Raw genomic sequence first — 26,033 nt, forward strand, 5'->3', positions numbered from 1 at the left:
CATGGGAGATACCGCAAGATATTCAGATAAAGATTTAGCCGAATTCAAAGAGCTAATCAAAGAAAAAATACAAAAAGCACAGCACGATTTGGAGCTTATAAAGAGTGCTTACATGAACGACCATAATAATGGCACTGATGATACATCGCCGACCTTTAAAGCTTTTGATGAGGGTAGCGAGGTTATGAGTAAAGAATCTAATTCTGCTTTGGCTATTCGTCAAGAAAAGTTTATTCGTGATTTAAAAAATGCGTTAATTAGAATAGAAAACAAAACCTATGGTGTGTGCCGTGTTACAGGGAAGCTTATTAATAAAGAACGTTTAAAGCTTGTACCACATGCTACGTTGAGCATTGAAGCCAAAAACATGCAGCAATAGGGCTAAAAAAATTAATAAATTTAAAACGTCTCGGTTTAAACGGGGCGTTTTTCATTTAAATGCAATTAGTTATTCCTGATTAAACGGGAATTTATACTTTAATAATGTCTCTAAAAAAATCTATCATACTAATCGTTATTATTTTACTTATAGACCAAATAAGTAAAATATACATCAAAACTCATTTTACACTACATGAAAGTGTTGATGTTTTTGATTGGTTTAAAATATACTTTATTGAAAATGATGGTATGGCTTGGGGTACTAAAATCAGTGATTTTATTTCGGTTGTATCGGATAGAACAGCCAAAGTTGCACTAACGTTATTTAGAATTGTGGCGATATTTGGTATCGGGTATTGGCTATACGATGCTACAAAAAAGAAGAGTTCCCGTGTATTAATTTTAGCTATAGCGTTGATATTTTCTGGGGCTTTAGGAAATATTATCGATTCCGTATTTTATGGTGTTCTATTCGATGATAGTATAAGTCAAGTTGCTACATTTTTGCCGGAATCCGGTGGTTATGATTCGCTTTTGCATGGGCGTGTTGTGGATATGCTGTACTTTCCTTTATTTGAGGTTGACTTACCTAAATGGTTTCCGCTTTACGGAGGTAAACGCTTCAACTTTTTTGAACCCGTTTTTAACGTTGCCGATGTAGCCATAAGTACGGGTTTTATCATGCTTATCGTGTTTAATAAAAAGGCATTTTCAAAAAGAGGATAGTTGAAAATAAGTACAGCTTTGTAATTACTACTTCAAAAGTATTTGGTAATTTTAGCTTTGAAAGAAAACCTAGTTTAATCGCTCTCAATTAAATGTTCCTAAAATCCCTCCTCACATCTTTACTTATTGTATTTAGTATTAAAATTGCTGCTTGCCAAAACACCTACGATATTGATTTTTCTGGCAAAGACAGAAAACGAAAATGCGAAACTTGCATCAAAGCCTTTAAAAATCAACCGGCAGAAGCCAAATTTTCTATAAAAAGGGAAAATGAAAATCTTTATTTTGAAATAAATGATAAAAATTGGTTTAATGATTTGTTTCAAAATGATGGAGATGGTTTGGCTATTGACATAGTTTTAAAAGACAGGTATTCCTGCGAATTGGAAACCGTTAAGAACACCCAAATCAAAGGGCTTTTGCTTGAGCCTGTTTACTCAGAAGCCTTAAAAAAAGGGTTGAAACAAGTTGAAAATAATGTTTACAGTACTTGGGTAGGCAAGATACCTGAAGGCTTTCGTGATCGGGAAATGGAATGGAATATTTTGTTCATTGGTAACAAGAATCTATGTCAATACAACGTGCTTTTCGACCTTGACACCTATACATCAGATTTGTTGGACATGGGCATGTATTTAGATTCATTAACCTACGATACAAGGAAAATAAAAACTACTGATAATGAAAACTACATTACCCGGAATAAAACATTAAAGTTCATCATTCCTTTTCAAAAGAATAAATCCAAATATTCCCAAGAAGACATAAAACCTATTTATGATTCTTTAAGATTAACGGGTTTCAATATAAAGACCATAAACATTAAGGCATATTCTTCAATTGAAGGTATTACCCACAGAAATTTGGAATTGCAGGAGTTGCGTGCTAAAAATATTGTTTCGGCTTTGCAATCATTTCAAAAACCAACCATAGAAACCAATGTTTCAACTTCAGAAAACTGGGTTGAGTTTTTTAATGACATAAAAGGAACTAAATACGAAAATCTATCTTTGTTGTCCAAAAATGAAGTAAAATCAAAAATTGCTGGTTCTCTTTCAAGAGAAATGGAGCCCATTTTCAGAAAGCATAGAAAGGCTATTTTAGAGTTGCAGCTTGAAAAAAAGGACAAATATAGAAGTGAAGATGCGGAAGCACTTTTAAAAAAGTTCAACGTAGCAGTGGCTTCAAATAAAATAGATGAAGCTTTAGATTTTCAAAACTCCATTTTTGAAAAGCTTAAATCGGGTGAAATTCCATTGGATTTTTTGCGTGGAATGAGCGTGCCTAAGGACCCCGAATTTATAAAGCTTTTAAATAAAAACTCAGCCATTAAATATGTATTGGATTTTAGGCAAGCTTTAATTGTGTACAATGAGATGTTGGCCCTTGAAAAACTTGCGCCGAACGACAACGAGGTTAAATATAATCTGGTAGCGTTAAAAATTAAACTTTGGAGCCTTAAAGCCATTGATGTAAAAGATTCCGATTTATTGAATGAAATAAATGGCTTAAAAAAATATGGCATTCATAAAGCACTCATCTCAAGAATGTTGGTCAACTATCACATGGTTACGGCAGATAACCTAATGGTAGATGGAGACTTTGAGACAAAGGATGCCTCCGTGGAGTTTATCAATAGAAACTATAAAAAAACGACTCTATCAGATTACGATTATTTAAGTTTAGCACAATCTTTTAGTTATTATGGGCATTCCAATTTAGCCGTTGAGCTATTGGAAAGAAAGGCTAGAAGTATTGATATTGACGAAGATTTACTGTTTTATTATTTAAACTTAACCCTTGTTGATAAAGAGCTTACAAAGGACCCAAACTACAGAACTATCATGTTAAATGCCGTTAACATGAACAGTCAACGTTTTTGCAAATTATTCAATTCCATAGATAACGGGGGCATTACTTTTCAGTTATTGGATGACCCTTATTTAAGAAAAACGTACTGCGAAAACTGCAAAGACTAAAATTGATAAATAGTATTGGCCGTTACACAATAATCCAGCCTTACATCACTCTCAAAAACATCGTTGATTTTATCTTCAGCTTCAAAAAAGGACAGTCCTATTTTTAGGGTTTTTGGGTTGCATTTGGCCAAAAACTTGTCGTAAAACCCTTTGCCGTACCCAACACGGTTTCCTTGTTTGTCAAAGGCTAAAAGCGGTATGAAAACAACTTCAATTTTATCGTTTGAAATTTCTATGCCATCAACAGGTTCAGGGATATTGTGCTTATTTTTTTGAATTTTCGTGCTATCGGTCAGCAAAAAATGGGTCAATTCCATGGTTTCAAAATTACTTTTTGAAATCAGGATGTTTTTGTCTTTTCCCGATAAGATATTCAAAATGTAATCGGTGTTGACTTCCTTTTGTTCTTCTATCGAAAGGAAGATTTGATAGAACGAAAAATTCCAAATTTGAAGCTTTAGTAGTTGGTTTGAAATGGCCAGACTTAAATCTTCAACTTCGTTTGAAGTGAGGGCTTTCCTAAGGTTTTTGTATTTAATGCGCAACTCATTTTTGTTCATTTAACTACTTTTTAAGTTTGGTAGTAATATGAAACAAAGCATCACCTTGATAGACAATTGGTGACTCGTTTACATTAATGATATAACCTGAATTTGAGGCTCTTACAAAATAATTAAACTTGCCGTATGGGTCGGTAATATTTCCCAACATATCCTCTTTTTTCACATAAGAACCAATAGTTACAGAAGCCTTAAACATGCCCGAATATTTGGCACGTTGCCATTTGCTGCTGTTAACAAAGATGCATTCTTTTTTGGGTTTGGTTGATTTGAAGACAGTTTTTAGCATCCCCAAATGTTTCAAAATTCGTTTGGAACCGTTAACCCCAGAGTTGGTCACGATATCATCAATGTGGAATGATTTTCCACCTTCAAAAAGCAAAAGGGGTTTACCCATTTTGGCACAAGTCGTTCTAAAGGATTTAGAAAGGTTTTTTGAGTAGAGTACGAAAGGAGCACCAAAAGCCTTGGCGAGTTCGTTCAGGTCTTTGTTGTCTTTTGTAAATCTTAGTTGCGGGGCATTAAACCTCCCGGAACCACCAGTATGAAAATCAATGATTAAATCGGCATGTGGCACTACTTCTTTAACAAGTTTGTGTGCCACTCTTCCAGCCAAAGAACCCGAAGGACTTCCCGGAAATACACGATTTAAATCGCGCCCATCGGGAAATTCGCGTTTTAAATTTATAAACCCAAAAATATTAATGACGGGCATGCATATAATCGTACCACATTTGGGTTTATTAATGCCTTTGGCAATAAGTTGGCGCACAATTTCAACACCATTAACTTCATCGCCATGAATACCGGCTGTAAATAAAACAGAAGGCCCAGGTTTTTTTGAGCGCTCTACAATAACGGGAATGTTTACTGGAGAAGAGGTGTGCAAATTGGCCACATCAATATTCAATTCCCTGCTTTCACCAGGTTTTATGGCTTCACCTAAAATATGTATAACGTCTGACTTTACTTCGGGCATTTATTTTGAGTATTTTTCAATATATCGAATGATGGCTTTAGCGATATTTCGTCCGGTAGCCCCTTCAATACCTTCCAATCCTGGGGTGGAGTTTACCTCCAAAAGCAAAGGCCCTCGGGCAGATTGTAACATGTCAACACCGCATACAGGTAGCTTTAAGGCCCGTGAGGCGTTCATGGCCAATTTTAATTCGTCGTGGCTAAGTTTGATGATTTCGGCATTGCCGCCGCGATGTAAGTTGGAACGGAACTCGCCCTCTTTCCCTTGGCGTTTCATAGCACCTACTACTTGTCCGTCTACCACCAAAGCCCGTAAATCTGCACCACCAGCTTCTTTTATGAATTCTTGAACAATTACCCTAGCTTGTAAACCATTAAAGGCTTCCAAAACCGATTCGGCCGCATTTTTTGTTTCTGCCAATACCACACCCAATCCCTGTGTGCCTTCCAGTAATTTAATGATTACAGGTGTACCACCAACATGTTCTATAACTTCTACAACATCTCTGGAATAGTTGGTAAAAACCGTTTTAGGCATGCCAATGCCTGCTTTGCTTAAGCGCTGTAAACTGCGCAGTTTGTCTCTGGAACGGATTATGGCATCTGATGTGCAAATGGTAAAAACACCCATCATTTCAAACTGCCTTACTACGGCACAACCATAAAAAGTAACTGATGCTCCGATGCGCGGTATAATGGCATCTACATAATCTAGGTAACGGTCTTTGTAATAAATTGTGGGCTTTTCTTTTTCAATAATGATGTCGCATTTTAGCGGGTCTATCACTTCAACTTTATGCCCACGTATTTCACCTTCTTCAACCAAACGGTCGGTAGAATATAAATTTCGGTTTCTAGAAAGTATAACTATGTTCATGCTTGCTTGTTAAAAAAGAGATGTTTTCCAAATCTACATCCACAATAAACTTTCGTTTTAAAAACTGCCTGCCAATCAACACCGGAAATCTCATATCATCTCTTGTGCTTAAAGTTAAGTTAATCTTGTACGTTTTTCCAAAAAATACCACTTCAGATTTCACTTTATACCTGTTTTCCTTGTATCCGTTACTACTTTTTACATCAGTACGCCAAAAGGTGCCAAAAACAATTTCGGTTTTTCCAAAGTTTTGGTGTGTGGCGCTATTAAATATACAGCGCAAAGTATTACCCTCTTCTATTATTTCAGAACAATGAATGGCCGAGGTGTACGCCCCTGTATCTATTTTAACGTTAATGTCATGCAACCCCAATTTTGGGAAGTCAACAACATCTACGCGTCCTATTATTTTTTTCATAAGTCAATCTCATTATTAAGTCACTTTTCTACCATAAAAAGTTCGTTCAAATCAATTCTAATTGGCAGTATTTAAGGCTTTTGAAATGCGCGCGAAGTTAGATAAATAATCCATTTAAAATTTAAAAATTTTCACAAAAATTAAGCATTAATTCAAGACGATAATCAAGTAGGAAAAATTAAAATAATTACCTTTACAAGAATGGATACCCCCGATTTAGAGATACAATTAAAAACCCTGCCCAACCAACCTGGAGTTTATCAATATTATGATAAAGAAGGCACCATAATTTACGTAGGCAAAGCCAAAAATTTAAAGAAGCGGGTTAGCTCTTATTTCACGAAAACACACGAAAACGGGAAAACTAGAGTATTGGTAAAAAAAATTGCCAACATCAAACACATTGTGGTCGATACAGAAACCGATGCCCTGTTATTGGAAAACAATCTCATAAAGAAATACCAACCGCGTTACAATGTGATGCTAAAGGACGATAAATCCTATCCGTGGATTTGTATTAAAAATGAACGGTTCCCAAGAGTGTTTTCAACCCGACGCGTTTTTAAAGATGGAAGCGAATATTTCGGTCCGTACACTAGCGTAAAAACCGTGCAAACTTTACTCGATTTAATAAAAGGCCTATACAGTTTGCGTACCTGCAATTACGATTTGGTTGAAGACAAAATCAAGGCAGGAAAATATAAAGTATGTTTAGAGTATCATTTAGGAAATTGCAAGGGTCCATGTGAGGGCTTGGAAACCGAAGAGGAATACAACGAAAACATTAAAGCCATAAAGGAAATTTTAAAAGGAAACTTTAAAGACTCGCTACAACAATTTAAAGCACAAATGCATGAATATGCTGAAAGTATGCAGTTCGAAGACGCGCAAAAAATCAAGGAAAAAGTTGATATTTTAGAGAATTACCAGGCAAAATCTACCATTGTAAATCCAAAAATCAGCAATGTAGATGTATTTTCCATTATAAGTGACGAAAGTTACGGTTACATCAATTTTTTACAGCTATCTTATGGTTCTATAATTAGGGCGCATACGTTAGAAATAAAAAAGAAATTGGATGAAACCGATAAGGAACTTTTAGAGTTGGCCATTACTGAAATCAGGAATAGGTTCAATTCAAATTCCAAGGAAATTTTTGTGCCATTTAAAGTCGATTTGGGAGAGGAAGTTAAAGTCACTGTTCCAAAATTGGGAGATAAAAGGCATATTTTGGATTTGTCGCTGCGAAATGCTAAATATTATAGAATGGAGCGGTTTAAGCAAATGAAAATTGTTGACCCCGATAGACATGCCAACCGTATTATGGCTCAAATGAAAGCCGATTTAAGGCTCTCGGAAGAACCGCGCCATATTGAGTGTTTTGACAACTCCAATATACAGGGCACAAATCCGGTAGCAGCTTGTGTGGTGTTTAAAAATGGCAAACCGAGTAAGAAGGATTATAGGCATTTCAATATAAAAACCGTTGAAGGGCCAGACGATTTTGCATCCATGGAAGAAGTAGTATATCGCCGTTATAACCGTTTGTTGGATGAAGGCCAACCTTTGCCACAGCTCATTATTATTGATGGCGGGAAAGGGCAATTGTCGTCGGCATTAAAAAGTTTGGATGTTTTAGGCTTGAGAGGTAAAATTGCTATTGTCGGAATTGCGAAACGTTTGGAAGAATTATTTTATCCAAACGACCCAATTCCCTTATATTTAGATAAGAAAAGTGAAACCTTAAAAATAATTCAGCAGTTACGTAATGAGGCACACCGTTTTGGTATAGAGCACCACAGAAATAAACGCAGTAAAAGTGCCTTAAATACCGAATTGGAAACCATACCCGGCGTGGGCGAAAAAACAGTTGTTGACTTGTTAAAGCATTTTAAATCGGCAAAGCGGGTGGCTAATGCCAAATTAGACGAATTAGAAGCTATTGTTGGGGTGTCGCGGGCCGAAAAGGTTTATAATTATTATCATAGGAAGTGAAATGTTTGAGCGATTATAATTTTAATGATGATAAAGTCAGCGGAAGAATTTAAAAGATTAAGAATAAGTGAAAACTTAGAGGAGCAAAGGTTGGCTGCTTTGGAATCTGCTGAAATTACAGTTTGGTATGAAACAATTACAAAATTCCCTGAGCTAAAAGAATGGGTTATACATAATAAAACCATTCAAATTGAAATTTTGGAATTTTTGGCTACTGACAAAGATGAGAATGTGCGTTACGCTATTGCGAGAAAGAGAAAAATCAATCAAAAGATTTTTGATATTCTAAAAAACGACCCAAGTGAAAATGTTCGACATGCCTTAATTTGGAATACAAAATTACCGATAGAAATTAAGAAAAAAATAAAAACGGATGACTCTGATTGGTTGAAGAAAGAGCTTGAAGAAAAAATAAAACTTGACTAAGAATCTCATTATATTATCCCTAATTCTACTCGCTTCATTTTTTGCACAGGCACAAAATGAAACAGAAAATATTAAGCCTAAAATAGGTTTGGTGTTAAGTGGTGGTGGCGCAAAAGGTTTGGCCCATGTTGGCGTTTTAAAGGTTATTGATAGCTTGGGTGTAAAGGTAGATTACATTGCTGGAGCGAGTATGGGCGCCATTGTTGGTGCATTGTACGCTTCAGGCTATTCGGGGAAGGAACTCGATTCCATTTTTCAAATCGTAGATTTTGATAACATCATTAACGACGACTTGCCCCGTGCCTCGAAAGCATTTTACGAGCGCGATAATTCGGAAAAATATGCCGTTACCCTTCCATTTAATGATTTTAAAATTAAGTTGCCATCGGCATTATCGCGTGGTAATGTAGCCTATGGTTTAATTTTAAAACTTTTGCTTCCTGTTAATCACATTGATGACTTTAGTAAACTGCCCATTCCGTTTTTCTGCGTTGCAACAAATGTAGAAACAGGTCAGCAGGTTATCTTGGACAACGGAAATCTCACCCAATCAATCATGGCAAGTGGTGCATTGCCTTCACTTTTTCAACCTGTTGTGATTGATGATGAAATTTTAATTGATGGTGGTGTGGTGAATAATTACCCTATAGATGAACTCCGGGATAAGGGCATGGACGTTATCATTGGTGTTGATGTTCAGGACGGTTTGGCCAAACGCGAAGAATTAGTTTCTGCACCTGAGGTTTTAATGCAAATAAACAATTTCCGCACCATCAATGCCATGAAGTTAAAATCGAAACAAACCGATGTTTACATAAAACCAAATATTAAAGATTACAATGTGGTTGCTTTTGATAAAGTAAGCAAAATCATTGAAGAAGGTAGAGAATCGGCATTGTCTAAATTAAATGTGCTAAGAACTTTGGCTTCATACAATGATGATGAAAAGAAAGAAGTATTCCATCCAAAACCAATGGATAGTATTAAAATCAACAACTTTGAATTTAAAGGGAACAAAAACTATACAAGAGCTTATATTTTAGGAAAGCTGAAATTAAAAAGCGACGAAAAAATAAGTTATAAAGATTTTAATGAAGGTGTTTATAATGTGGTTGCCACCAATAATTTTGATGCATTTCAATATCAACTCAAGCAAACCGAAGGAAAGGAAGGCTATGACTTTATGGCCACTGTTAAGGAATCCCAAGTAAACACATTTTTAAAATTGGGTGTTCATTACGACGATTTATATAAAACCAGCGCATTGTTAAACCTCACAAAAAAACGCATGTTTTTTAAAAATGATGTGGGCTCATTGGACGTCATACTTGGGGATAATGTTCGGTATAATTTTGAATATTTAATTGACAAAGGTTTTTATTGGAGTATTGGGTTAAGGTCTAGATACAATCAGTTTAATAAAGGTATAAGTGCTCAGTTACTTCTGGATGATGACCAAATTGCTGCCACAGGTTTGAGAAATCTTGATGTAAAACTAGAAGACCAAACCAATCAATTCTATTTGCAAACGTTGTTCAGAAGAGATTTTTCCCTTGGTATGGGTGTGGAACATAAACGGTTGGAAATAAAATCTGAAACCATTTCAGGAACCAACCCAAATGATAAATTTTTGTTTGAGAATACAGACTATTTAAGTCTTTTCGGCAACTTAAAATTAGATACTTATGACGATAAATATTTTCCAAATCGCGGTGTGTATTTTAATGGCGATTTAAACATTTACCTTTATGCGTCCGGCTTTATTGATGATTTTAAGGATTTTTCAATTGCCAAAGCTGATATGGGCTATGCCTTTAGTGTTTCAGATAAATTGTCCTTTAATTTGCAGACCAGCGGCGGTTTTAAATTGGGTGATAAATCTACCAGAACACTCGATTTTGCATTAGGGGGCTACGGTGCTAATTTGATTAACAATTTCGTGCCATTTTTGGGTTACGATTTTATTACCTTAACGGGAAATAGCTATGTGAAAGCTTGGGCTACGGCAGACTACGAAATCTTCAAAAAGCACCATATTACCCTTGAAGGCAATTGGGCAAATATAGAGGACAATATTTTTGATTCGGGCGAATGGTTTACGTTGCCAGACTATAGAGGTTATGCTTTAGGGTATGCTATTGAAACATTTTTGGGTCCCGTTCAAGCGAAGTATAGTTATTCCCCGGAGAGAGGTGAGAGTAAGTGGTTTTTCAACCTTGGTTTTTGGTTTTAGCTTTTAAGAATGCTGAAATTTAAAAACTCCGAAGAAATTACGATATTTGTAACACTATGATTCTTTTTTGGCCAGGCTTATTACCATTTCTACATTTTCTTATCAAGAGAAATCCTGAATAAGCAGGCATTATTGTCATTTTGCAGCCTGTACTGAGCACAGGCGAAGTAAAGGCTAGAATCCCTTCAATTTTTATTATCTTTATATAATTGATTCTGAATCTATTATTGCCCTGAGCATAGTCTAAGGGTTAACCCTAAACAAAACTAAAAATGCCATTTTATCATAAATTAGGAAATATTCCGCATAAACGCCACACCCAATTTAGAAAGTCAGATGGCAGTCTTTATTACGAGCAGCTTTTTGGCACTATTGGGTTTGATGGCATGTCTACAAACAGCTATCACGAGCAACTTCCTACTCAAGTAAAAGAGATTAGAAAACAATATAGCGTAGCACCAAAAATCGCCAAAGTAAATAACATACAATCCTATCGTTTTAAAGGGTTTCAAGTGAAACCTGAAAAGGACTTTTTGGATAGTAGAAAGACAGTTTTAGTCAATAATGATTGTGCCATTATTTTGGCAGCGCCGCAAAAATCAACGAAAGATTATTTTTATAAGAATACCGATGCCGACGAATTGATTTTTATCCATAAAGGTTCTGGTAAACTAAGAACACATCTAGGTAATTTAGATTTCAAGTATGGCGATTATTTATTAATACCACGGGGCATCATTTACAAAATGGATTTTGATTCGGAAGACAACAGGCTGTTTATTGTAGAATCACGCAGACCTATTTATACACCAAAACGCTACCGAAATTGGTTTGGTCAATTATTGGAGCATTCACCATTTTGCGAACGGGATATTAGAAGACCACAAGAACTTGAAACTAATAATGAGTCTGGTGATTTTTTGATAAAAGTTAAAAAGCAAGATGATATTATCGAGATGGTATATGCATCCCATCCGTTTGACGTAATTGGATATGATGGCTACAATTACCCTTATGCTTTTTCTATTCATGATTTTGAACCTATAACTGGGCGAATTCATCAACCACCACCGGTACATCAAACTTTTGAGACCGACGCCTTTGTAGTGTGCAGTTTTGTGCCGCGGTTGTATGACTATCACCCACAATCCATTCCAGCTCCCTATAACCATAGTAATATAGACAGCGATGAGGTGCTGTATTATGTTGATGGTGATTTTATGAGTAGAAATGATATTGAGGCTGGGCACATATCTTTGCACCCAGCTGGCATACCTCATGGGCCACATCCTGGGGCAACAGAACGTAGTATTGGTAAAACAAAAACCGATGAGTTGGCTGTAATGGTCGATACCTTTAAGCCATTAAAAGTAACCGAAGAAGCCCTTAAAATAGCTGACGATAGTTATTTTAAATCTTGGTTAGAGTAAGTATTCGTTTTCAAGTAAACGACTTAACGAATAAACAAATCAACAATTAATCATGAGTAAAGACATAAAATCAGTAAACTACGGTTTAGAAAAAATATTTGAAGGCGCACAAGACTTTTTACCACTTTTGGGAACAGATTATGTAGAATTCTATGTGGGTAATGCCAAACAATCAGCGCATTTTTATAAAACGGCTTTTGGATTTCAATCGTATGCCTATAAAGGTTTGGAAACAGGCTCCAAAGATTCTGCAAGTTATGTGTTAAAACAAGACAAAATCAAATTGGTTTTAACAACGCCGCTTAGCAGTAGCTCCCCAATTAATGAACATATCGTAAAACATGGTGATGGCGTAAAAGTAATAGCCCTTTGGGTTGAGGATGCCAGAAACGCTTACCACGAAACAACCAATCGGGGAGCCAAATCTTACATGGAACCTTGTGTTGAAAAAGATGAATTTGGTGAGGTCGTAAGGGCAGGAATTTACACTTATGGGGAAACGGTACACATGTTTGTTGAGCGCAAAAATTACAATGGTGCATTTTTGCCAGGATTTCGGGCTTGGAAATCAGAATATAATCCTGAACCTGTTGGATTAAAATATATTGACCATATGGTTGGTAATGTTGGTTGGGGACAAATGAACAAATGGGTGAAATGGTATGAAGATGTTATGGGTTTTGAAAACTTCCTTTCTTTTGATGATAAGCAAATCCATACCGAATACTCCGCACTTATGAGTAAAGTAATGAGTAACGGTAACGGTCGCATAAAATTCCCAATAAACGAACCTGCAAAAGGGAAAAAGAAATCGCAAATTGAGGAATATCTCGATTTTTACGAAGGTGCAGGAGTGCAGCATATAGCGGTTGCTACCGATGATATTATCGGCACAGTAACGCAATTAAGGCAAAGAGGTGTTGAGTTTTTATCTAAACCACCAGAGGAATATTACAAGGCTGTTCCTGGTCGCTTGGAAGAACACAGCCATAAACTTCGTGAGAATATCGAAATTTTAAAAAACTTGGGCATTATGATTGATGCCGACGAGGAGGGCTATTTGTTGCAAATTTTCACCAAACCAGTTGAGGATAGACCTACCTTGTTTTTTGAAATTATCCAACGTATGGGTGCCCGCGGTTTTGGGGCTGGCAATTTTAAAGCGCTTTTTGAATCTATTGAACGCGAACAAGCAAATAGAGGAACTTTGTAGATAAAATGCCGTCTGATAACTTGTGTTTTTGCCAACATAAACTTGTTTTAGATTTAATAAACATCAAGTCATTTAAGTGTTTTCAATAATTCGAATTCCTTTATGTAACAAATATTACATAGAAGAGTAAAGTATAAATCTATATTGCAAAGTACTTAAAGACAATTATTTGATGGAAAATATTAAAAAAGACTTCGAAACAAGGTTCACGGGGTGGGCGTTTATTTTGGCTGCACTATTATTATGGTTTGGTTGGTTTTTATCGCCACATCATATAGGTGAATATATTGTGGCTTCAGATTTTACTGAGGTTGGCAAAAATGTATGGTACTGGATTTGGATGTATCGCATTCATATCTTTGGTTGGGTAACAATGGGCATTGCTTTGTTCGCTTTTGTGGCTGCCACGGCAAGAAAACCTTATCGTGTGGTTATTTTACCCGGGGCTGGTATGACAATAATAGGCACTTTTACATTGGCCATTGCTTCAGCTTATTACTATAACCACGGCGCTTGGGGTGTTGGACAAACTGCTGGCATGTCTGCTGAAGAATTGGAAGATTTCATGTATAACCTTTTGTTTACTAACCAATATGTAACTTGTTTTATACGTTTTGGGCGTATATTTTCAGGAGTTGGGTTAGTGCTTTTAGGGTTTGCTTTAATCAAGTGGAAAATGGTAAGCACTTGGCTAAGTTGGTTTACAATTTTGCTGGGATTTGCCGCCATGTCCGTTATTTTATTTATTCCAGATAATTTTGAAATTTATAAACCATTGTTCCATGTTAAGGTGGTTTGGTTATTGGCTATGGGTGCCGTTTTGTTGAAACAAGGCGTCCATTTAAGCGAATCAAAAAGTTGATTTTTATAGTTTTAAGGTGACTATAGTTTGGTTGTGAAGTCAGTTTTTTCGATATGGAAAACTGACTTTTCTTTTGCTCGAAAAAAATTCAAAAAAAAATGTAATTTCTCAGTTGTATTGAAAAAAAAATTACATTTGTTCCACTCTTTTAGCTGAACAATTTGAAACCTGTTTCTATGTTCGGGCTTTTGAAAATTAGGAAGTCATATTCAAAAGCAGCTTTCAGGTCAAGCAACCGAATTTTAAAGCTAACTTCCGTTTCTCCTATTTATGCTATTCAGCATGAATTTGCCTTTGTGCCTACCACTTGTAGGGAAATCCAAATTTGATATTGTTTATTTTTTATTATATTAACGTGTAGTTAAACTACCTATTACATCTTTAACTTTAATTAAAAAATAAATTGAATACTAAATACATTGATTTAATCAATCAAACTTTTGATTTTCCTACCGAAGAATTTAAAGTTGATAAAGGGCAATTGCATTTCCATGGTATAGATTTAATGGAACTCACAAAGCAATACGGCGCACCGCTTAAATTTACGTATCTGCCACAGATATCAAACAATATTAAAAGGGCAAAAACATGGTTTGCCAATGCCATTAGGGAACATAAATACAAAGGCAAGTACAATTATTGCTATTGTACCAAAAGTTCGCATTTTAAACATGTTTTGGATGAGGCCTTAAAAAATGACATTCATATAGAAACCTCTTCCGCTTTTGATATTGACATAGTTGAAAATTTAAAAGCATCCGGAAAAATCACTGATGAAACTTATGTAATCAGTAACGGTTTTAAACGTGCACAGTACATTACAAATATTGCCCGTTTGATTAATAATGGCCACAAAAATGCCATACCGATTATTGATAATTACGAGGAAATTGATTTGCTTTCTAAAGAAATTAAGGGTAAGTTTAATGTCGGTATCAGAATAGCTTCTGAAGAGGAACCTAAATTTGAGTTTTACACCTCACGATTGGGTATTGGTTATAAAAACATTGTTCCTTTTTATAAAAGCCAGATTGCCAACAATAAAAAGGTTAAGCTTAAAATGCTTCACTTTTTCATTAATACTGGCATTCGTGACAATGCCTATTATTGGAACGAATTATTAAAGTGCCTGAAGGTTTACACCAATCTGAAAAAGATTTGTCCGACATTGGACAGTTTGAATATAGGTGGAGGATTTCCAATAAAAAACTCTTTGGCTTTTGAGTTTGATTATGAGTACATGATTGATGAAATTATCAATCAAATCAAAATTGCTTGTGATGAAGAGGAAGTAGATGTGCCTCATATTTTCACGGAATTTGGGAGTTTTACGGTTGGGGAAAGCGGTGGTGCCATTTATGAAGTTTTGTACCAAAAACAACAAAACGACCGTGAAAAATGGAATATGATAAACTCTTCGTTTATTACTACCTTACCAGATACATGGGCCATTAATAAACGCTTTATTCTATTGCCTGTCAACCGTTGGCAAGACAGTTACGAGCGTGTATTGTTGGGTGGTTTAACTTGTGATAGTGATGATTATTACAACAGCGAACAGCACATGAACGCTATTTATCTTCCAAAATATAATATTGATAAACCCTTGTACATAGGCTTTTTTAATACAGGAGCCTACCAAGAAACTATTGGGGGTTTTGGCGGTTTACAACATTGTTTAATCCCATCACCAAAACATATTTTGATTGATAGGGATGCAGATGGAAACATCACAACCAAGTTATTTAGCGAACAGCAAAAAAGTGAAGACTTGCTAAAAATATTGGGTTACGAAAAGCATAAAGAAACTGTTGAAGGTCATGAAGACTACAGCAGTTCAGTAAAAAAAATAACGACATAAAATTTGATGATGACAACTACAAAAGGTCCTATTTCACAATTTATAGAAAAACATTATTTACATTTTAATTCCGCTGCTTTAGTAGATGCGGCAAAAGGTTATGAAGCACAGTTGGAGTCTGGCGCAAAAATGCTGGTTTCCTTGGCAGGTGCTATGAGTACTGCAGAATTAGGTAAAAGTTTCGCAGAAATGATACGTCAGGATAAAGTGCAAATTGTTTCTTGCACAGGAGCCAATCTTGAAGAAGATATCATGAATTTGGTAGCTCATTCGCACTACAAGCGTGTACCTAATTACCGTGATTTAACCCCGCAAGAAGAGTGGGATTTATTGGAAAAAGGACTAAATCGAGTTACAGATACCTGCATTCCAGAACATGAGGCATTCAGGCGCTTACAAAAACATATTTACGAAATTTGGAAGGAAGCTGATGCCAAGGGCGAACGCTATTTGCCACATGAGTATATGTATAAAATGCTATTGTCAGGCGTTTTGGAGCAGTACTATGAAATTGATATAAAAGACTCGTGGATGTATGCTGCGGCAGAAAAGAATTTGCCAATTGTTTGTCCTGGTTGGGAAGACAGTACTATGGGCAATATTTTTGCAAGCTATGTGCTAAAAGGTGAATTAAAAGCAAGCACCATGAAATCGGGTATTGAGTATATGACCTTTTTGGCCGATTGGTACACTGAAAATTCCAAAAAAGGAATTGGCTTTTTCCAAATTGGTGGTGGTATTGCAGGGGATTTTCCTATATGTGTTGTACCCATGTTGTACCAAGATATGGAACGTACCGATACGCCATTTTGGAGTTATTTCTGCCAAATTAGCGATTCTACAACAAGTTATGGTTCATATTCAGGAGCCGTACCAAACGAAAAAATAACTTGGGGTAAACTGGATATCAATACACCAAAGTATATTGTAGAAAGCGACGCAACGATCGTGGCACCTTTAATTTTTGCTTATTTATTGGGTTGGTAATGTCTAAGGTTGAAAACATAGAAAACGTTGAACTTCGATACCTCAGCATTGATGATTACGAGGAATTGAAAGCGGCTACTTTGGAGTCGTACGGCGGTGTTCTAAATTCATATTGGAAAAAACATCACATTTCCGATTTAACTTCCATATTCCCGGAAGGACAGGTTGTTATTTTGGTAGATGGCGATATTGCCGGTTGCGCACTATCCTTAATTGTGGATTATGACAGTATTGATGCCGACCATACCTACCAAGATATCATAGCAGGCGAATCGTTTAAAAACCACAATGCAAATGGCGATGTGCTTTATGGTATTGATGTTTTTATAAAACCTGCTTACAGAGGCTTGCGATTAGGAAGACGCCTTTATGATTACAGAAAGGAAGTTTGCGAGCAATTGAATTTAAAAAGTATTGTTTTTGGTGGTAGAATGCCCAACTATCATAAACATAAGGAGCTCACTCCAAAACAGTATATAGAAAAGGTTAAGCGCAAAGAAATACACGACCCTGTGCTTAACTTTCAAATTTCGAACGATTTTCACCCAATACGTATTTTAAAAGGCTATTTGGAAGGAGATACGGCATCGAACGAGTATGCTGTGCTTATGGAGTGGGATAATATTTACTATACCAAACCAAGTAAAAAGGCCAGTACGGTAAAAACCATTGTAAGGCTCGGATTGATTCAATGGCAAATGCGACCATACCATAGTTTGAGTGAACTCATGCAACAGGTTGAATACTTTATTGATAGTGTGGCGGCATACAGGTCTGATTTTGCAGTATTCCCGGAATTTTTCAATGCTCCATTAATGGCAGAATTTAACCATTTGCATGAACCAGAGGCTATTAGGGAATTGGCAAGATTTACTGAAACTATTATTAATAAACTAAAGGAATTTTCGATATCCTATAACATAAATATTATTTCTGGTAGCATGCCTGAAGTTGTGGACGACAAGCTTTACAACGTTGGCTATTTGTGTATTAGGGACGGCAGTGTAGAGCGCTATGAAAAAATACATGTTACCCCAGATGAAGCTAAGGTTTGGGGCATGCAAAGAGGTAATAAACTAAAAACCTTTAACACAGATTGTGGTAAAATAGGCATTTTAATTTGTTATGACTCTGAGTTCCCGGAATTATCGCGTTTATTGGCTGATGAAGGCATGGATATTTTATTTGTTCCATTTTTGACCGATACCCAAAATGGTTATTCACGCGTGCGTTTGTGTGCTCAGGCCAGAGCTGTGGAAAATGAATGCTATGTGGCCATAGCAGGTAGTGTGGGTAATTTGCCTAATGTCAACAACATGGATATACAATATGCCCAATCGGCAGTTTTCACACCTTGTGACTTTTCTTTTCCTAGTAGCGGCATTAAAGCAGAGGCTACACCAAACACTGAAATGATCTTGGTTGCAGATGTAGATATAAGTTTATTGCGTGAGCTGCATTCCTTTGGCGCCGTAAAGAATCTAAAAGATAGAAGAAAAGATTTTTATGATGTTATTCGAATTAAACAATCATAAATACTATATTTAGATCAACAAAACTCAAATGTTACCCTAAACGGAATAAAAAAATCAACCCAAATGAAACCGATATGATTAAAATAATCTTTAAACTTACACAATGATTATTTTAACCATCAAAAGGTTACATGTGACCCTTGAAAAACAATAAAAACAACCCATGAAAAATAGAAATGATAATTTAAAGCGTGTCATTGTAGATTTTAAAAAATTGACCCCAGAGATTTTAGCGCTTTTAGTTGAAAAATACCCTGATGGTTATGATGACGACCAAATCATATCGTTCAGAAATCAGCATAACGAAATTATAGAAGCTGTTGAAGTAACAACTGCCGATACCAAATATTTAGTGAAGGTTAGTACCAAATTGGCAATCACTATGGAGAATTATGATGAGGACGATTATGAAGATTTTGATAACGACGACCCAGATGCTATCCAAGAACCAGATATGGTTGATGAGGATTCTGATGATGACGATAACGACTAATAAATTACAGTACCATGAGAACAGCCGCTTTTAAGCACTACAAAAACGGTTACTTTACATTTTGGTTTGAAAACGGTGAGGAATTGGCCTTTGAAGAAGTGCACCCACGCGTTTTAAAGCAATTCGATTTAAAAAACGATAAAAGCTTAATTGATAAGGATTTTAGAATAACATTTGTTGAAGATGAAGACGGAGACGATGTTATTTACAGAGTTGAAAGTTTAAAACCTCTTTAATCATGCGCTATGCAAACAGCCTTTCACATGTCTTTACCTTGCCAAAGTGTAAGAGAGACCAGTAGTTTTTACACCAATATTGGTGCGTCCTTGGGTAGATCGACCCAAAACTGGATTGATGTAAATTTATATGGGCATCAAGTCACCTTCATTAAATCGGGAAAATTCAGTTTTAATAGCCCTAATTATGTGTTTGAAGGTAAAATGCTTCCTTCATTTCATTTCGGAATTATTTTAGATACCAAAACTTGGGGTGAAATCTACAAAAAACTAAGGGAGCAAAAACTGGATTTGGTAAAAGAATCTACATTTTTAGAAGGCAAACCGGGTGAACACCAGTCTTTTTTTGTTAAGGATCCAAACGACTATTTAATCGAATTTAAGAGTTTTAAAAACGCCGACGATACCTTCAAAAAGTAATGTACACAACCGTTGCTTATCAAGTGGCGAGTACTATCAATATTAAAGAAAGCAAAAACCATTTGCGGTGGCAATTGCTTTTTCAAGATAGTGACGAGCTGTATTATAAAGTTTCAGAAAACGCATTTGTATACCTGTTTCAATATGGGATGGTCAGTTTTTTTAACGTAGAAAAACATGGCATAGATGAAGCTTTACAAAAAATAAAACCGTTTTGTAATAATTATTTTTCCGAAAAACTTTCAGAATCTGCAGAGGTTGTTATCGAGCAAGGCACGTTAAAGGTCCAGTTTGATAAGATTGTATTGCCCAGAATGGATCAAGAAATGGTTCGTTTGGTTATGCTTAATACTTCACAGTCTGTAGCACTAGATCGGTATTCCGAAATTACGGAAGAGCTACTTAATGAAACAAATAAGCACACTTCTTATCTTGAGGAAAACGGAAAGCTGGATATTTCTGGGAATAAACTGAAACGCTTTATTGGTAAGGCGCTGAACATTAAAAACAAAATTTCTGAGAATCTTTACATTTTTGATTCGCCCGATAGCACTTGGGAAAATGAGCAACTCAATAAACTTAACCAAGATTTAAAATTTTCATTCGATTTAACAGACCGCTACCGATTGATTCATGATAGAATAGAAATCATAAAGGAAAACCTTGAGCTCTTTAAAGATATTATGGATCATAAGGAAAGCAGCCGTTTGGAATGGATTATTATTATCCTAATTGTTATTGAGGTGATAGATATGTTTATTGCAAAACTTTTTAATGTGTTTTAAAAAAGATGTTAGATTAATATGTATCTTTAATTAGCTGGATTTCAGTAATTTTTGTGAAAATTTATAGGTAAATCGGGTTTAGTGTATTCGGTTTCCAACAGATGGTAAACTAAAATAATTATTAAGATGAAAACAAAAAAATTAGTGCTTTTAAGTGGTTTGCTGCTCTCACTTTTCATGCTTTCAGGGTATACAACAGCAATCAATTATGAAGATTCATTTAGTGTTTTAGAAGCTCAAAATGGGCTTGTTGTGTTCGCTACTTTCGATGGACACGAAGATTACGGATATAATTTTGTTACCAAAGGAAAGGATGATGAAGAGCACACCTTAACTTTTCAAAAAGTGGAGGAAACTGTGCTAAAAGCTTTTAACTTGAATTCGGATGACCTTGTGGGAACAAAGTTTAAAATCACTTTTAACAAGGAAATTAAGGTTACAAAAGATGCAGATGGTTATGAGGATGAAGAAGAAATTAATACCATAACTAATTTAGAAAAAGCTTAGTTTCATTCTCGGCTAAAGTTGAAACATGACTTCAAAATTTAGGCTTCCTTTTCGGAGGCCTTTTTTATGAAAACTTCCCAAATAAAAACACTATAAACCACAGCATATTCCAGAGCGATAACCAATAAGTTTTCAGATTTATCCATGCTATTGATGCCCAGATAGGCTAAATAACTCAGAATGACTGCAAAGCTCCAAACCAATGGAAATTTATATTTGGTGAACACCGATAAAATTAAAAGTGTTGCCACATACCATGGATGTACTGTAGTGGCCGTAAAGTAATAAAACGATAGCACGAACAACATGGCGGTGATGAGTTGAACTGAGGTTTTGTTCTTTCTAAAAAAAGCAATTATTATAACGAAGGTGGCAACAATAATTGGTATCGTTTTTCCAACAATGGCTATTTCATTATAGCCTCTAAAAGCATATCCTATTTCGCGAGCCAAATAATACAAACTGGCATTAAACTCAAATTCCTGAAACCATAAAGCCACGGTTTCGGTATAGTTATTTATAAATGCCCTGGAATAAAAAGGCACAAAAAGCAATAATGTAATAATGCCCACGATGCCATAAAATAGAGCTAACCTTGCCAGGCTAAGGGTAATCGAAACCCAATTGCTTTCGTTATTACCAGAAGGCAACGATGAAGTAATTTTGTTATTTGGGGCAGATGGCATCACTTCGTTTTCAATGACGTTACCTTTTGTAAACCATTGAAAAAACAAGGGTAAAAAAATCAGTGGCACTAATTTTACTGAAATGGAGAGCGCCAAAACTACTGCTGCCCATTGCCATTTTCCAACATGGAGCAAATACAGGCTCAGCATTAAAAAGAAAATCATAACGCCTTCAAAATGAAGATTTCCGGTAAGTTCAATTATAATGAATGGATTTAAAATATACCAAAAGATGTTGTGCTTGGGAATTTTTAGTTTTTCCAGGAGTTTTTTGCCAAAATGAAGCGTGCCAAAATCGGCAGCAATGATAATTAGTCGCATCATTATAACAGAACCCAAAATACTTTTACCTGCAAAAAGAGCTGCAATGGTGAAGCATAATTGATTTATGGGCGGGTAATTGGTAAAATGCCCAGCGCTTAAAACACCCATGCCCTCGTATAATTCTCTAGCTTGCGCTATTGGAAAATTGCCTTGGCCAATAAGATATTCTGGGGTATATAAATAGGGGTTTATTCCTGCCATAATCATACGGCCATCCCAAATGAAACGGTAAAAATCTTGTGAAAGGTTTGGTATGGCCAAAATAAAAATGGCTCTGAAACTAAAAGCTAAATATGTTAGAAGTTTTAGATTATTTTCAAATATCTGCACCAGTTTGTAAAACATAAAGAATAATGCAGCATATAGCATTAAAAGTTTCACATAATCTGTTCGGGTTAAATCATATGCGAATGCCCAATAGAGCAATCCGCTTGATAAGGCCATTAATAACGGAAATCTATAAAGTTTTAAAAAGGCTGGGTGTAAAAGCATAAGGTAAATATAGCATTAAATGATATTCTTCACCTTGAAAGTTTTAGTCAGCAAAAAGTAATGTAATGCCAAAATGAGTTTAGCGTAAGCTGAAGTTTTATACTTTTGAGAGCAACGACTTAAAAAACACATAGCCAAAACCTGTGAATAGCATCAGGTGGAAAGGAAATAGTCCGAAATCACCACCTTGATTTCCTACAATGAAAGCGCTGTACATACCAAAGGCAAAATAAAGCATAAGCAAACCTTCGAAAATAACATGTACCGATACAGTTTTTTTCATGTATTTATTGGTTTTCCAATTGTCTTTGTATTTGCTTAGGTTGAATTTTGGCGTACGAACAAATTCTGATTTTTTACCCAAATGACCTTCTAGAACGGCTATCGAATTGTGAAGCGAAAAGCCCATGGCAATCGAGAAAAACACGAAAAACATCCCGATATACCTTATGAAGTTTTTAAAGCCACTGCCATAAATATTTTTATACATAAACCAGTAGCAAATGAAAAAGATGATTGTGCTCATTACAAAAAAGCTCATAACGTAAAAGTATGGGCGTAAATGGGCATATTCGTTTTTAATGTAAAGCATAGGTATACTCAAAACTCCAACAATAAGTACGTTTAAAAACATGGTACTGTTCAGTAGGTGTAATAGTCCGTGAATCTTGGTTTTTAAAGAAATGTTATGGCTTTTTATAACACGGCCAAGCATTTTTCGGAAGTTTTCGGCGCCTCCTTTATTCCATCTAAATTGTTGGGAACGGGCAGCACTTATAACTACTGGAAGTTCAGCAGGGGTTTCTACATCTTCCAAGTATTTGAATTTCCAATTTTTTAATTGGGCACGGTAACTTAGGTCTAAATCTTCTGTTAAGGTGTCACCCTCCCAGTTGCCTGCATCAATGATGCAGCTTTTTCGCCATAAACCAGCAGTACCATTAAAATTTATAAAATGTCCTTTACTGTTTCTGCCGACCTGTTCTAAAGTAAAATGGGCATCGAGGGCGAAGGCTTGAATTTTTGTAAGCAAAGAAAAATTCCTGTTGATGTGCCCCCAACGGGTTTGTACAACACCAATTTTTTCATCTTTAAAATATGGTACGGTGCGTTTTAACCAATCTTTTTTTGGAAGGAAATCAGAATCGAAAATGGCCAAGAATTCTCCTTTGGCAATTTTCAACCCTTCTTTTAAAGCTCCCGCTTTAAATCCTGTGCGGTCTTTTCGAGTGATGTGTTTTATGTCTAACCCAGAGGCTTGGAGTTTTTCAACATGTTCACGGGTGCTCTCAACGGTTTCATCTGTAGAATCATCCAGAACTTGAATTTCGAGTTTGTCTTTTGGGTAATCAATTTCGGCGATGTTGTCAAGCAGGCGTTCCATAACGTACATTTCGTTGTAAACAGGCAGCTGAATGGTTACATAGGGAACCTCATTAGGGTTTGATAAATCGAACTTAGGGCAATTGTCTTGCTTCTTTTTGGAAGACAAATAGTTAAACAATAAGTTTAACTGTGCCAAAGCATACATAAATATGAGCAAAAGCGAAATGGTGTAAATAACAATTGTTGCCGTTTCTACGATCATTTTTTAAAACTGTATTTAAAAATCCAACCCAAGATTTTTATGCCTGCAAATATAGCACCTTTTACCGTACCAGAAACTTTTGAAACGCCAATTCTGTTTCTGTAATTTACGGGCACCTCAATATATGATAATTTTTGTTTCAAAACTTTAAGTTGCATTTCAACTGTCCAGCCATAGGTTTTGTCTTCCATTTTTAGGCCCAGTAACTTTTCATATTTAATGGCACGGAATGGACCGAGGTCTGTAAATTTTGAACCAAAAAATAATTTCATTAAATTGGTTGCTAGATAGTTGCCGAAAATTTGCGGATAGGTCATCGAGCCTTCTTCTCTTAGTTTTTTCACTCTTGCACCAACAACAAAATCTATTTTTTTTTCAATAATAGGGGCAACTATTTTATCCAGTTCTTCAGGGTAATCACTGTAATCACCATCCAAAAAAACCAAAATTTCTGGTTTTTCCTTCTTGTTTTCAATGTAGCTCATGCCTTTCAAACAAGCGTATCCATAACCTTTTTTTGGTTCGGTTAAAACGGTTGCACCAGCTTTTTTTGCGTTAATTTCAGTTTCATCTGTGGAATTGTTGCTTACTACAATAACTTCATCAACAGTTTTTGGGATATTATTTATAACTTGAGCTATTGAACTGCCTTCGTTGTGAGCAGGAATGATAACATTGATTTTTGTCATTGCACTTGGCTAGAATTTAAATGCTTTTTAAACCTTGCAAAGATAATCCATTCTTTTGGTTTTTCTTAAATGCTTTTGATTTTGGATTTAGCTAACAAAGGATACTTGGTGCTTTGGGTTTTGGAAACAATTTAAGAACTTTAAAATATCATTTTTAGACTGTCATTTTAATCGAATTAAATTGGTTTTAGTGCAGTAAATCGTTGTAATAATGTGAATTGATATGGCTATAAGGAAAACAAATTGACGGTTTGTAAGCTTTAGAGTTTTTTTTGACTAATTTTGTGTTTTAAAATAAATAAAGAACTCATTAAATATAAATATTATGGCAGTAGAGATTACGGATGCAACCTTTGAGGAAACGGTTTTAAAAAGTGATAAACCTGTATTGGTGGATTTTTGGGCAGCTTGGTGCGGACCATGTAGAATGGTAGGGCCAATCATTGAACAAATCAGTGACGAATATGATGGCAAAGCTGTTGTTGGAAAGGTAGATGTTGATGCAAACCAAGAGTTTGCAGCCAAGTACGGTGTACGTAACATCCCAACAGTTTTGGTATTCCAAAATGGTGAGGTTGTTGGAAGACAAGTAGGCGTTGCTCCAAAAAATGCATACACAGACGCGATTGATTCGCTTTTGTAATAAATTGTTAAGCACCAAATAATAAATTTCAATTTTAATTGAATATAATTTTAGTTGTTTCATCTGATATTCAGAAAAGTTAATAGGTACAGATGAAAAAGAAAATTGAAAAGGTTTGCCATTATGGCGAACCTTTTTTTATTTTAGATGCAAATAAATAGAACTATGAGCAAAACATTAAAAATTCAGGATATCATTGATAACAAGCTCATTGAAGAGCGCAAAGTTTTTTTATGGGGGCAGGTAGATGACCAATCTGCAAAGCACGTAATCGATAGGTTACTCTATTTGGATGCTTTAGAAACCAAAGATATTCACCTGTACATCAACAGCCCAGGAGGATATGTAACCTCTGGTTTCGCCATGTACGATTGCATCAAATCTTTAAAGAGCGATGTCTCGACCATTTGCACTGGATTGGCGGCATCAATGGGCTCTATACTTCTTTCAGTTGGGACTAAAGGCAAACGGTTCATCCAACCACACGCTCGTGTGATGATACATCAACCTAGTGGAGGTGCTCGCGGTCCGGCAAGCGATATCGAAATTACTGCTCAAGAAATATTGAAAACCAAAGAACTGAGTGCTAAAATATTAGCAGATAACTGTGGGCAAAAGTTTGATAAAGTGATGAAAGACTTTAACAGAGACCATTGGATGGGTGCTGAAGAGTCAGTGGCATACGGTATCGTCGATAAGGTTATATAAA

The 26,033-nt window shown here is 35.8% G+C and carries 26 protein-coding genes; 19 read left to right on the plus strand and 7 right to left on the minus strand.

Annotated elements, in window-relative coordinates; translation table 11 throughout:
- Window position 1: 1 nt before the first annotated feature.
- The 3 genes from WJN01_RS04720 to WJN01_RS04730 all read left to right on the plus strand — a co-directional run bounded on the left by WJN01_RS04720 (window position 2) and on the right by WJN01_RS04730 (window position 3,086).
- On the plus strand, window positions 2-379 hold the full coding sequence (locus WJN01_RS04720; RefSeq protein ID WP_370477129.1) for a TraR/DksA family transcriptional regulator: 378 nt from the start codon (window positions 2-4) through the stop codon (window positions 377-379).
- Between the two features lie 104 nt (window positions 380-483).
- Complete coding sequence (locus tag WJN01_RS04725) at window positions 484-1,107, plus strand: lipoprotein signal peptidase (RefSeq protein ID WP_445195988.1); 624 nt, start codon at window positions 484-486, stop codon at window positions 1,105-1,107.
- Between the two features lie 92 nt (window positions 1,108-1,199).
- Window positions 1,200-3,086: a hypothetical protein gene (locus tag WJN01_RS04730; protein ID WP_445195989.1), complete on the plus strand. Its 1,887-nt coding sequence runs from the start codon at window positions 1,200-1,202 to the stop codon at window positions 3,084-3,086.
- On the opposite strand, the gene WJN01_RS04735 is transcribed toward WJN01_RS04730, so the two are convergent.
- Genes WJN01_RS04735 through WJN01_RS04750 form a run of 4 tightly spaced genes read right to left on the minus strand, consistent with a single transcriptional unit; the run spans window position 3,083 to window position 5,919 of the window.
- Window positions 3,083-3,646, minus strand: coding sequence for a 5-formyltetrahydrofolate cyclo-ligase (locus tag WJN01_RS04735; protein WP_445195990.1), 564 nt, complete (start codon window positions 3,644-3,646; stop codon window positions 3,083-3,085). The genes WJN01_RS04730 and WJN01_RS04735 overlap by 4 nt on opposite strands.
- A gap of 4 nt (window positions 3,647-3,650) precedes the next feature.
- The gene (locus WJN01_RS04740; RefSeq protein ID WP_445195991.1) at window positions 3,651-4,625 is read right to left on the minus strand and encodes a succinylglutamate desuccinylase/aspartoacylase family protein; all 975 of its coding nucleotides are present in this window, start codon (window positions 4,623-4,625) and stop codon (window positions 3,651-3,653) included.
- Window positions 4,626-5,501, minus strand: a complete 876-nt coding sequence (gene rimK / locus WJN01_RS04745) for a 30S ribosomal protein S6--L-glutamate ligase (protein WP_370477124.1) — start codon at window positions 5,499-5,501, stop codon at window positions 4,626-4,628. It abuts the gene before it with no gap.
- Window positions 5,479-5,919, minus strand: coding sequence for an ATP-dependent zinc protease family protein (locus WJN01_RS04750; RefSeq protein ID WP_445195992.1), 441 nt, complete (start codon window positions 5,917-5,919; stop codon window positions 5,479-5,481). The genes rimK and WJN01_RS04750 overlap by 23 nt, the downstream gene beginning before the upstream one ends.
- Before the next feature lie 201 nt (window positions 5,920-6,120).
- On the opposite strand from WJN01_RS04750, the gene uvrC reads away from it, so the two are divergent.
- From uvrC to WJN01_RS04820, 14 genes are all read left to right on the plus strand, one after another.
- Window positions 6,121-7,914: an excinuclease ABC subunit UvrC gene (gene uvrC, locus WJN01_RS04755; protein WP_445195993.1), complete on the plus strand. Its 1,794-nt coding sequence runs from the start codon at window positions 6,121-6,123 to the stop codon at window positions 7,912-7,914.
- Between the two features lie 24 nt (window positions 7,915-7,938).
- Window positions 7,939-8,340 carry a hypothetical protein gene (locus WJN01_RS04760; RefSeq protein WP_445195994.1) on the plus strand — a complete coding sequence of 134 codons (402 nt, stop codon included), beginning with the start codon at window positions 7,939-7,941 and terminating at the stop codon, window positions 8,338-8,340.
- Window positions 8,333-10,573, plus strand: coding sequence for a patatin-like phospholipase family protein (locus WJN01_RS04765; RefSeq protein WP_445195995.1), 2,241 nt, complete (start codon window positions 8,333-8,335; stop codon window positions 10,571-10,573). The genes WJN01_RS04760 and WJN01_RS04765 overlap by 8 nt, the downstream gene beginning before the upstream one ends.
- Window positions 10,574-10,845: 272 nt before the next feature.
- Window positions 10,846-12,003: a homogentisate 1,2-dioxygenase gene (locus WJN01_RS04770; protein WP_445195996.1), complete on the plus strand. Its 1,158-nt coding sequence runs from the start codon at window positions 10,846-10,848 to the stop codon at window positions 12,001-12,003.
- A 52-nt stretch (window positions 12,004-12,055) separates the two neighbouring features.
- A complete protein-coding gene (hppD, locus tag WJN01_RS04775; RefSeq protein ID WP_445195997.1) occupies window positions 12,056-13,216 on the plus strand; it encodes a 4-hydroxyphenylpyruvate dioxygenase in 1,161 nt (386 codons plus the stop codon).
- 172 nt (window positions 13,217-13,388) lie between these two features.
- Entirely contained in the window at window positions 13,389-14,078 is a 690-nt protein-coding gene (locus WJN01_RS04780) for a hypothetical protein (protein ID WP_445195998.1), read from the plus strand.
- A 403-nt stretch (window positions 14,079-14,481) separates the two neighbouring features.
- The gene (locus tag WJN01_RS04785) at window positions 14,482-15,939 is read left to right on the plus strand and encodes a type III PLP-dependent enzyme domain-containing protein (RefSeq protein ID WP_445195999.1); all 1,458 of its coding nucleotides are present in this window, start codon (window positions 14,482-14,484) and stop codon (window positions 15,937-15,939) included.
- A 9-nt stretch (window positions 15,940-15,948) separates the two neighbouring features.
- Window positions 15,949-16,926, plus strand: coding sequence for a deoxyhypusine synthase family protein (locus WJN01_RS04790; protein ID WP_445196301.1), 978 nt, complete (start codon window positions 15,949-15,951; stop codon window positions 16,924-16,926).
- On the plus strand, window positions 16,926-18,461 hold the full coding sequence (locus WJN01_RS04795; protein WP_445196000.1) for a carbon-nitrogen hydrolase family protein: 1,536 nt from the start codon (window positions 16,926-16,928) through the stop codon (window positions 18,459-18,461). The genes WJN01_RS04790 and WJN01_RS04795 overlap by 1 nt, the downstream gene beginning before the upstream one ends.
- A gap of 163 nt (window positions 18,462-18,624) precedes the next feature.
- Complete coding sequence (locus WJN01_RS04800; protein ID WP_445196001.1) at window positions 18,625-18,954, plus strand: hypothetical protein; 330 nt, start codon at window positions 18,625-18,627, stop codon at window positions 18,952-18,954.
- 14 nt (window positions 18,955-18,968) lie between these two features.
- Window positions 18,969-19,190 carry a hypothetical protein gene (locus WJN01_RS04805; RefSeq protein WP_370477113.1) on the plus strand — a complete coding sequence of 74 codons (222 nt, stop codon included), beginning with the start codon at window positions 18,969-18,971 and terminating at the stop codon, window positions 19,188-19,190.
- 9 nt (window positions 19,191-19,199) lie between these two features.
- Entirely contained in the window at window positions 19,200-19,610 is a 411-nt protein-coding gene (locus tag WJN01_RS04810) for a VOC family protein (RefSeq protein ID WP_445196002.1), read from the plus strand.
- Complete coding sequence (locus tag WJN01_RS04815) at window positions 19,610-20,395, plus strand: RMD1 family protein (RefSeq protein WP_445196003.1); 786 nt, start codon at window positions 19,610-19,612, stop codon at window positions 20,393-20,395. The genes WJN01_RS04810 and WJN01_RS04815 overlap by 1 nt, the downstream gene beginning before the upstream one ends.
- 126 nt (window positions 20,396-20,521) lie before the next feature.
- Complete coding sequence (locus tag WJN01_RS04820) at window positions 20,522-20,902, plus strand: hypothetical protein (protein WP_445196004.1); 381 nt, start codon at window positions 20,522-20,524, stop codon at window positions 20,900-20,902.
- Window positions 20,903-20,940: 38 nt separating this feature from the next.
- Here the strand turns inward: WJN01_RS04820 and WJN01_RS04825 are convergent, their stop codons facing one another.
- The 3 genes from WJN01_RS04825 to WJN01_RS04835 form a co-directional block, all read right to left on the minus strand.
- Window positions 20,941-22,404, minus strand: a complete 1,464-nt coding sequence (locus tag WJN01_RS04825; RefSeq protein WP_445196005.1) for an MptA/MptB family glycosyltransferase — start codon at window positions 22,402-22,404, stop codon at window positions 20,941-20,943.
- Window positions 22,405-22,501: 97 nt separating this feature from the next.
- Entirely contained in the window at window positions 22,502-23,992 is a 1,491-nt protein-coding gene (locus tag WJN01_RS04830; protein ID WP_445196006.1) for a cellulose synthase family protein, read from the minus strand.
- A complete protein-coding gene (locus tag WJN01_RS04835; RefSeq protein ID WP_445196007.1) occupies window positions 23,989-24,681 on the minus strand; it encodes a glycosyltransferase family 2 protein in 693 nt (230 codons plus the stop codon). Before WJN01_RS04835 ends, WJN01_RS04830 begins: the two co-directional genes overlap by 4 nt.
- 325 nt (window positions 24,682-25,006) lie before the next feature.
- Here WJN01_RS04835 and trxA point away from each other — a divergent pair, with 325 nt between their 5' ends.
- The gene (gene trxA / locus WJN01_RS04840; RefSeq protein WP_370477106.1) at window positions 25,007-25,324 is read left to right on the plus strand and encodes a thioredoxin; all 318 of its coding nucleotides are present in this window, start codon (window positions 25,007-25,009) and stop codon (window positions 25,322-25,324) included.
- 165 nt (window positions 25,325-25,489) lie between these two features.
- Window positions 25,490-26,032 (plus strand): ClpP family protease, encoded by a 543-nt coding sequence (locus WJN01_RS04845; RefSeq protein ID WP_445196008.1) that lies wholly within the window; start codon window positions 25,490-25,492, stop codon window positions 26,030-26,032.
- Window position 26,033 lies beyond the last annotated feature (1 nt).

It is taken from the genome of Tamlana sedimenti, from assembly GCF_038148895.1.
GTDB lineage: Bacteria > Bacteroidota > Bacteroidia > Flavobacteriales > Flavobacteriaceae > Tamlana.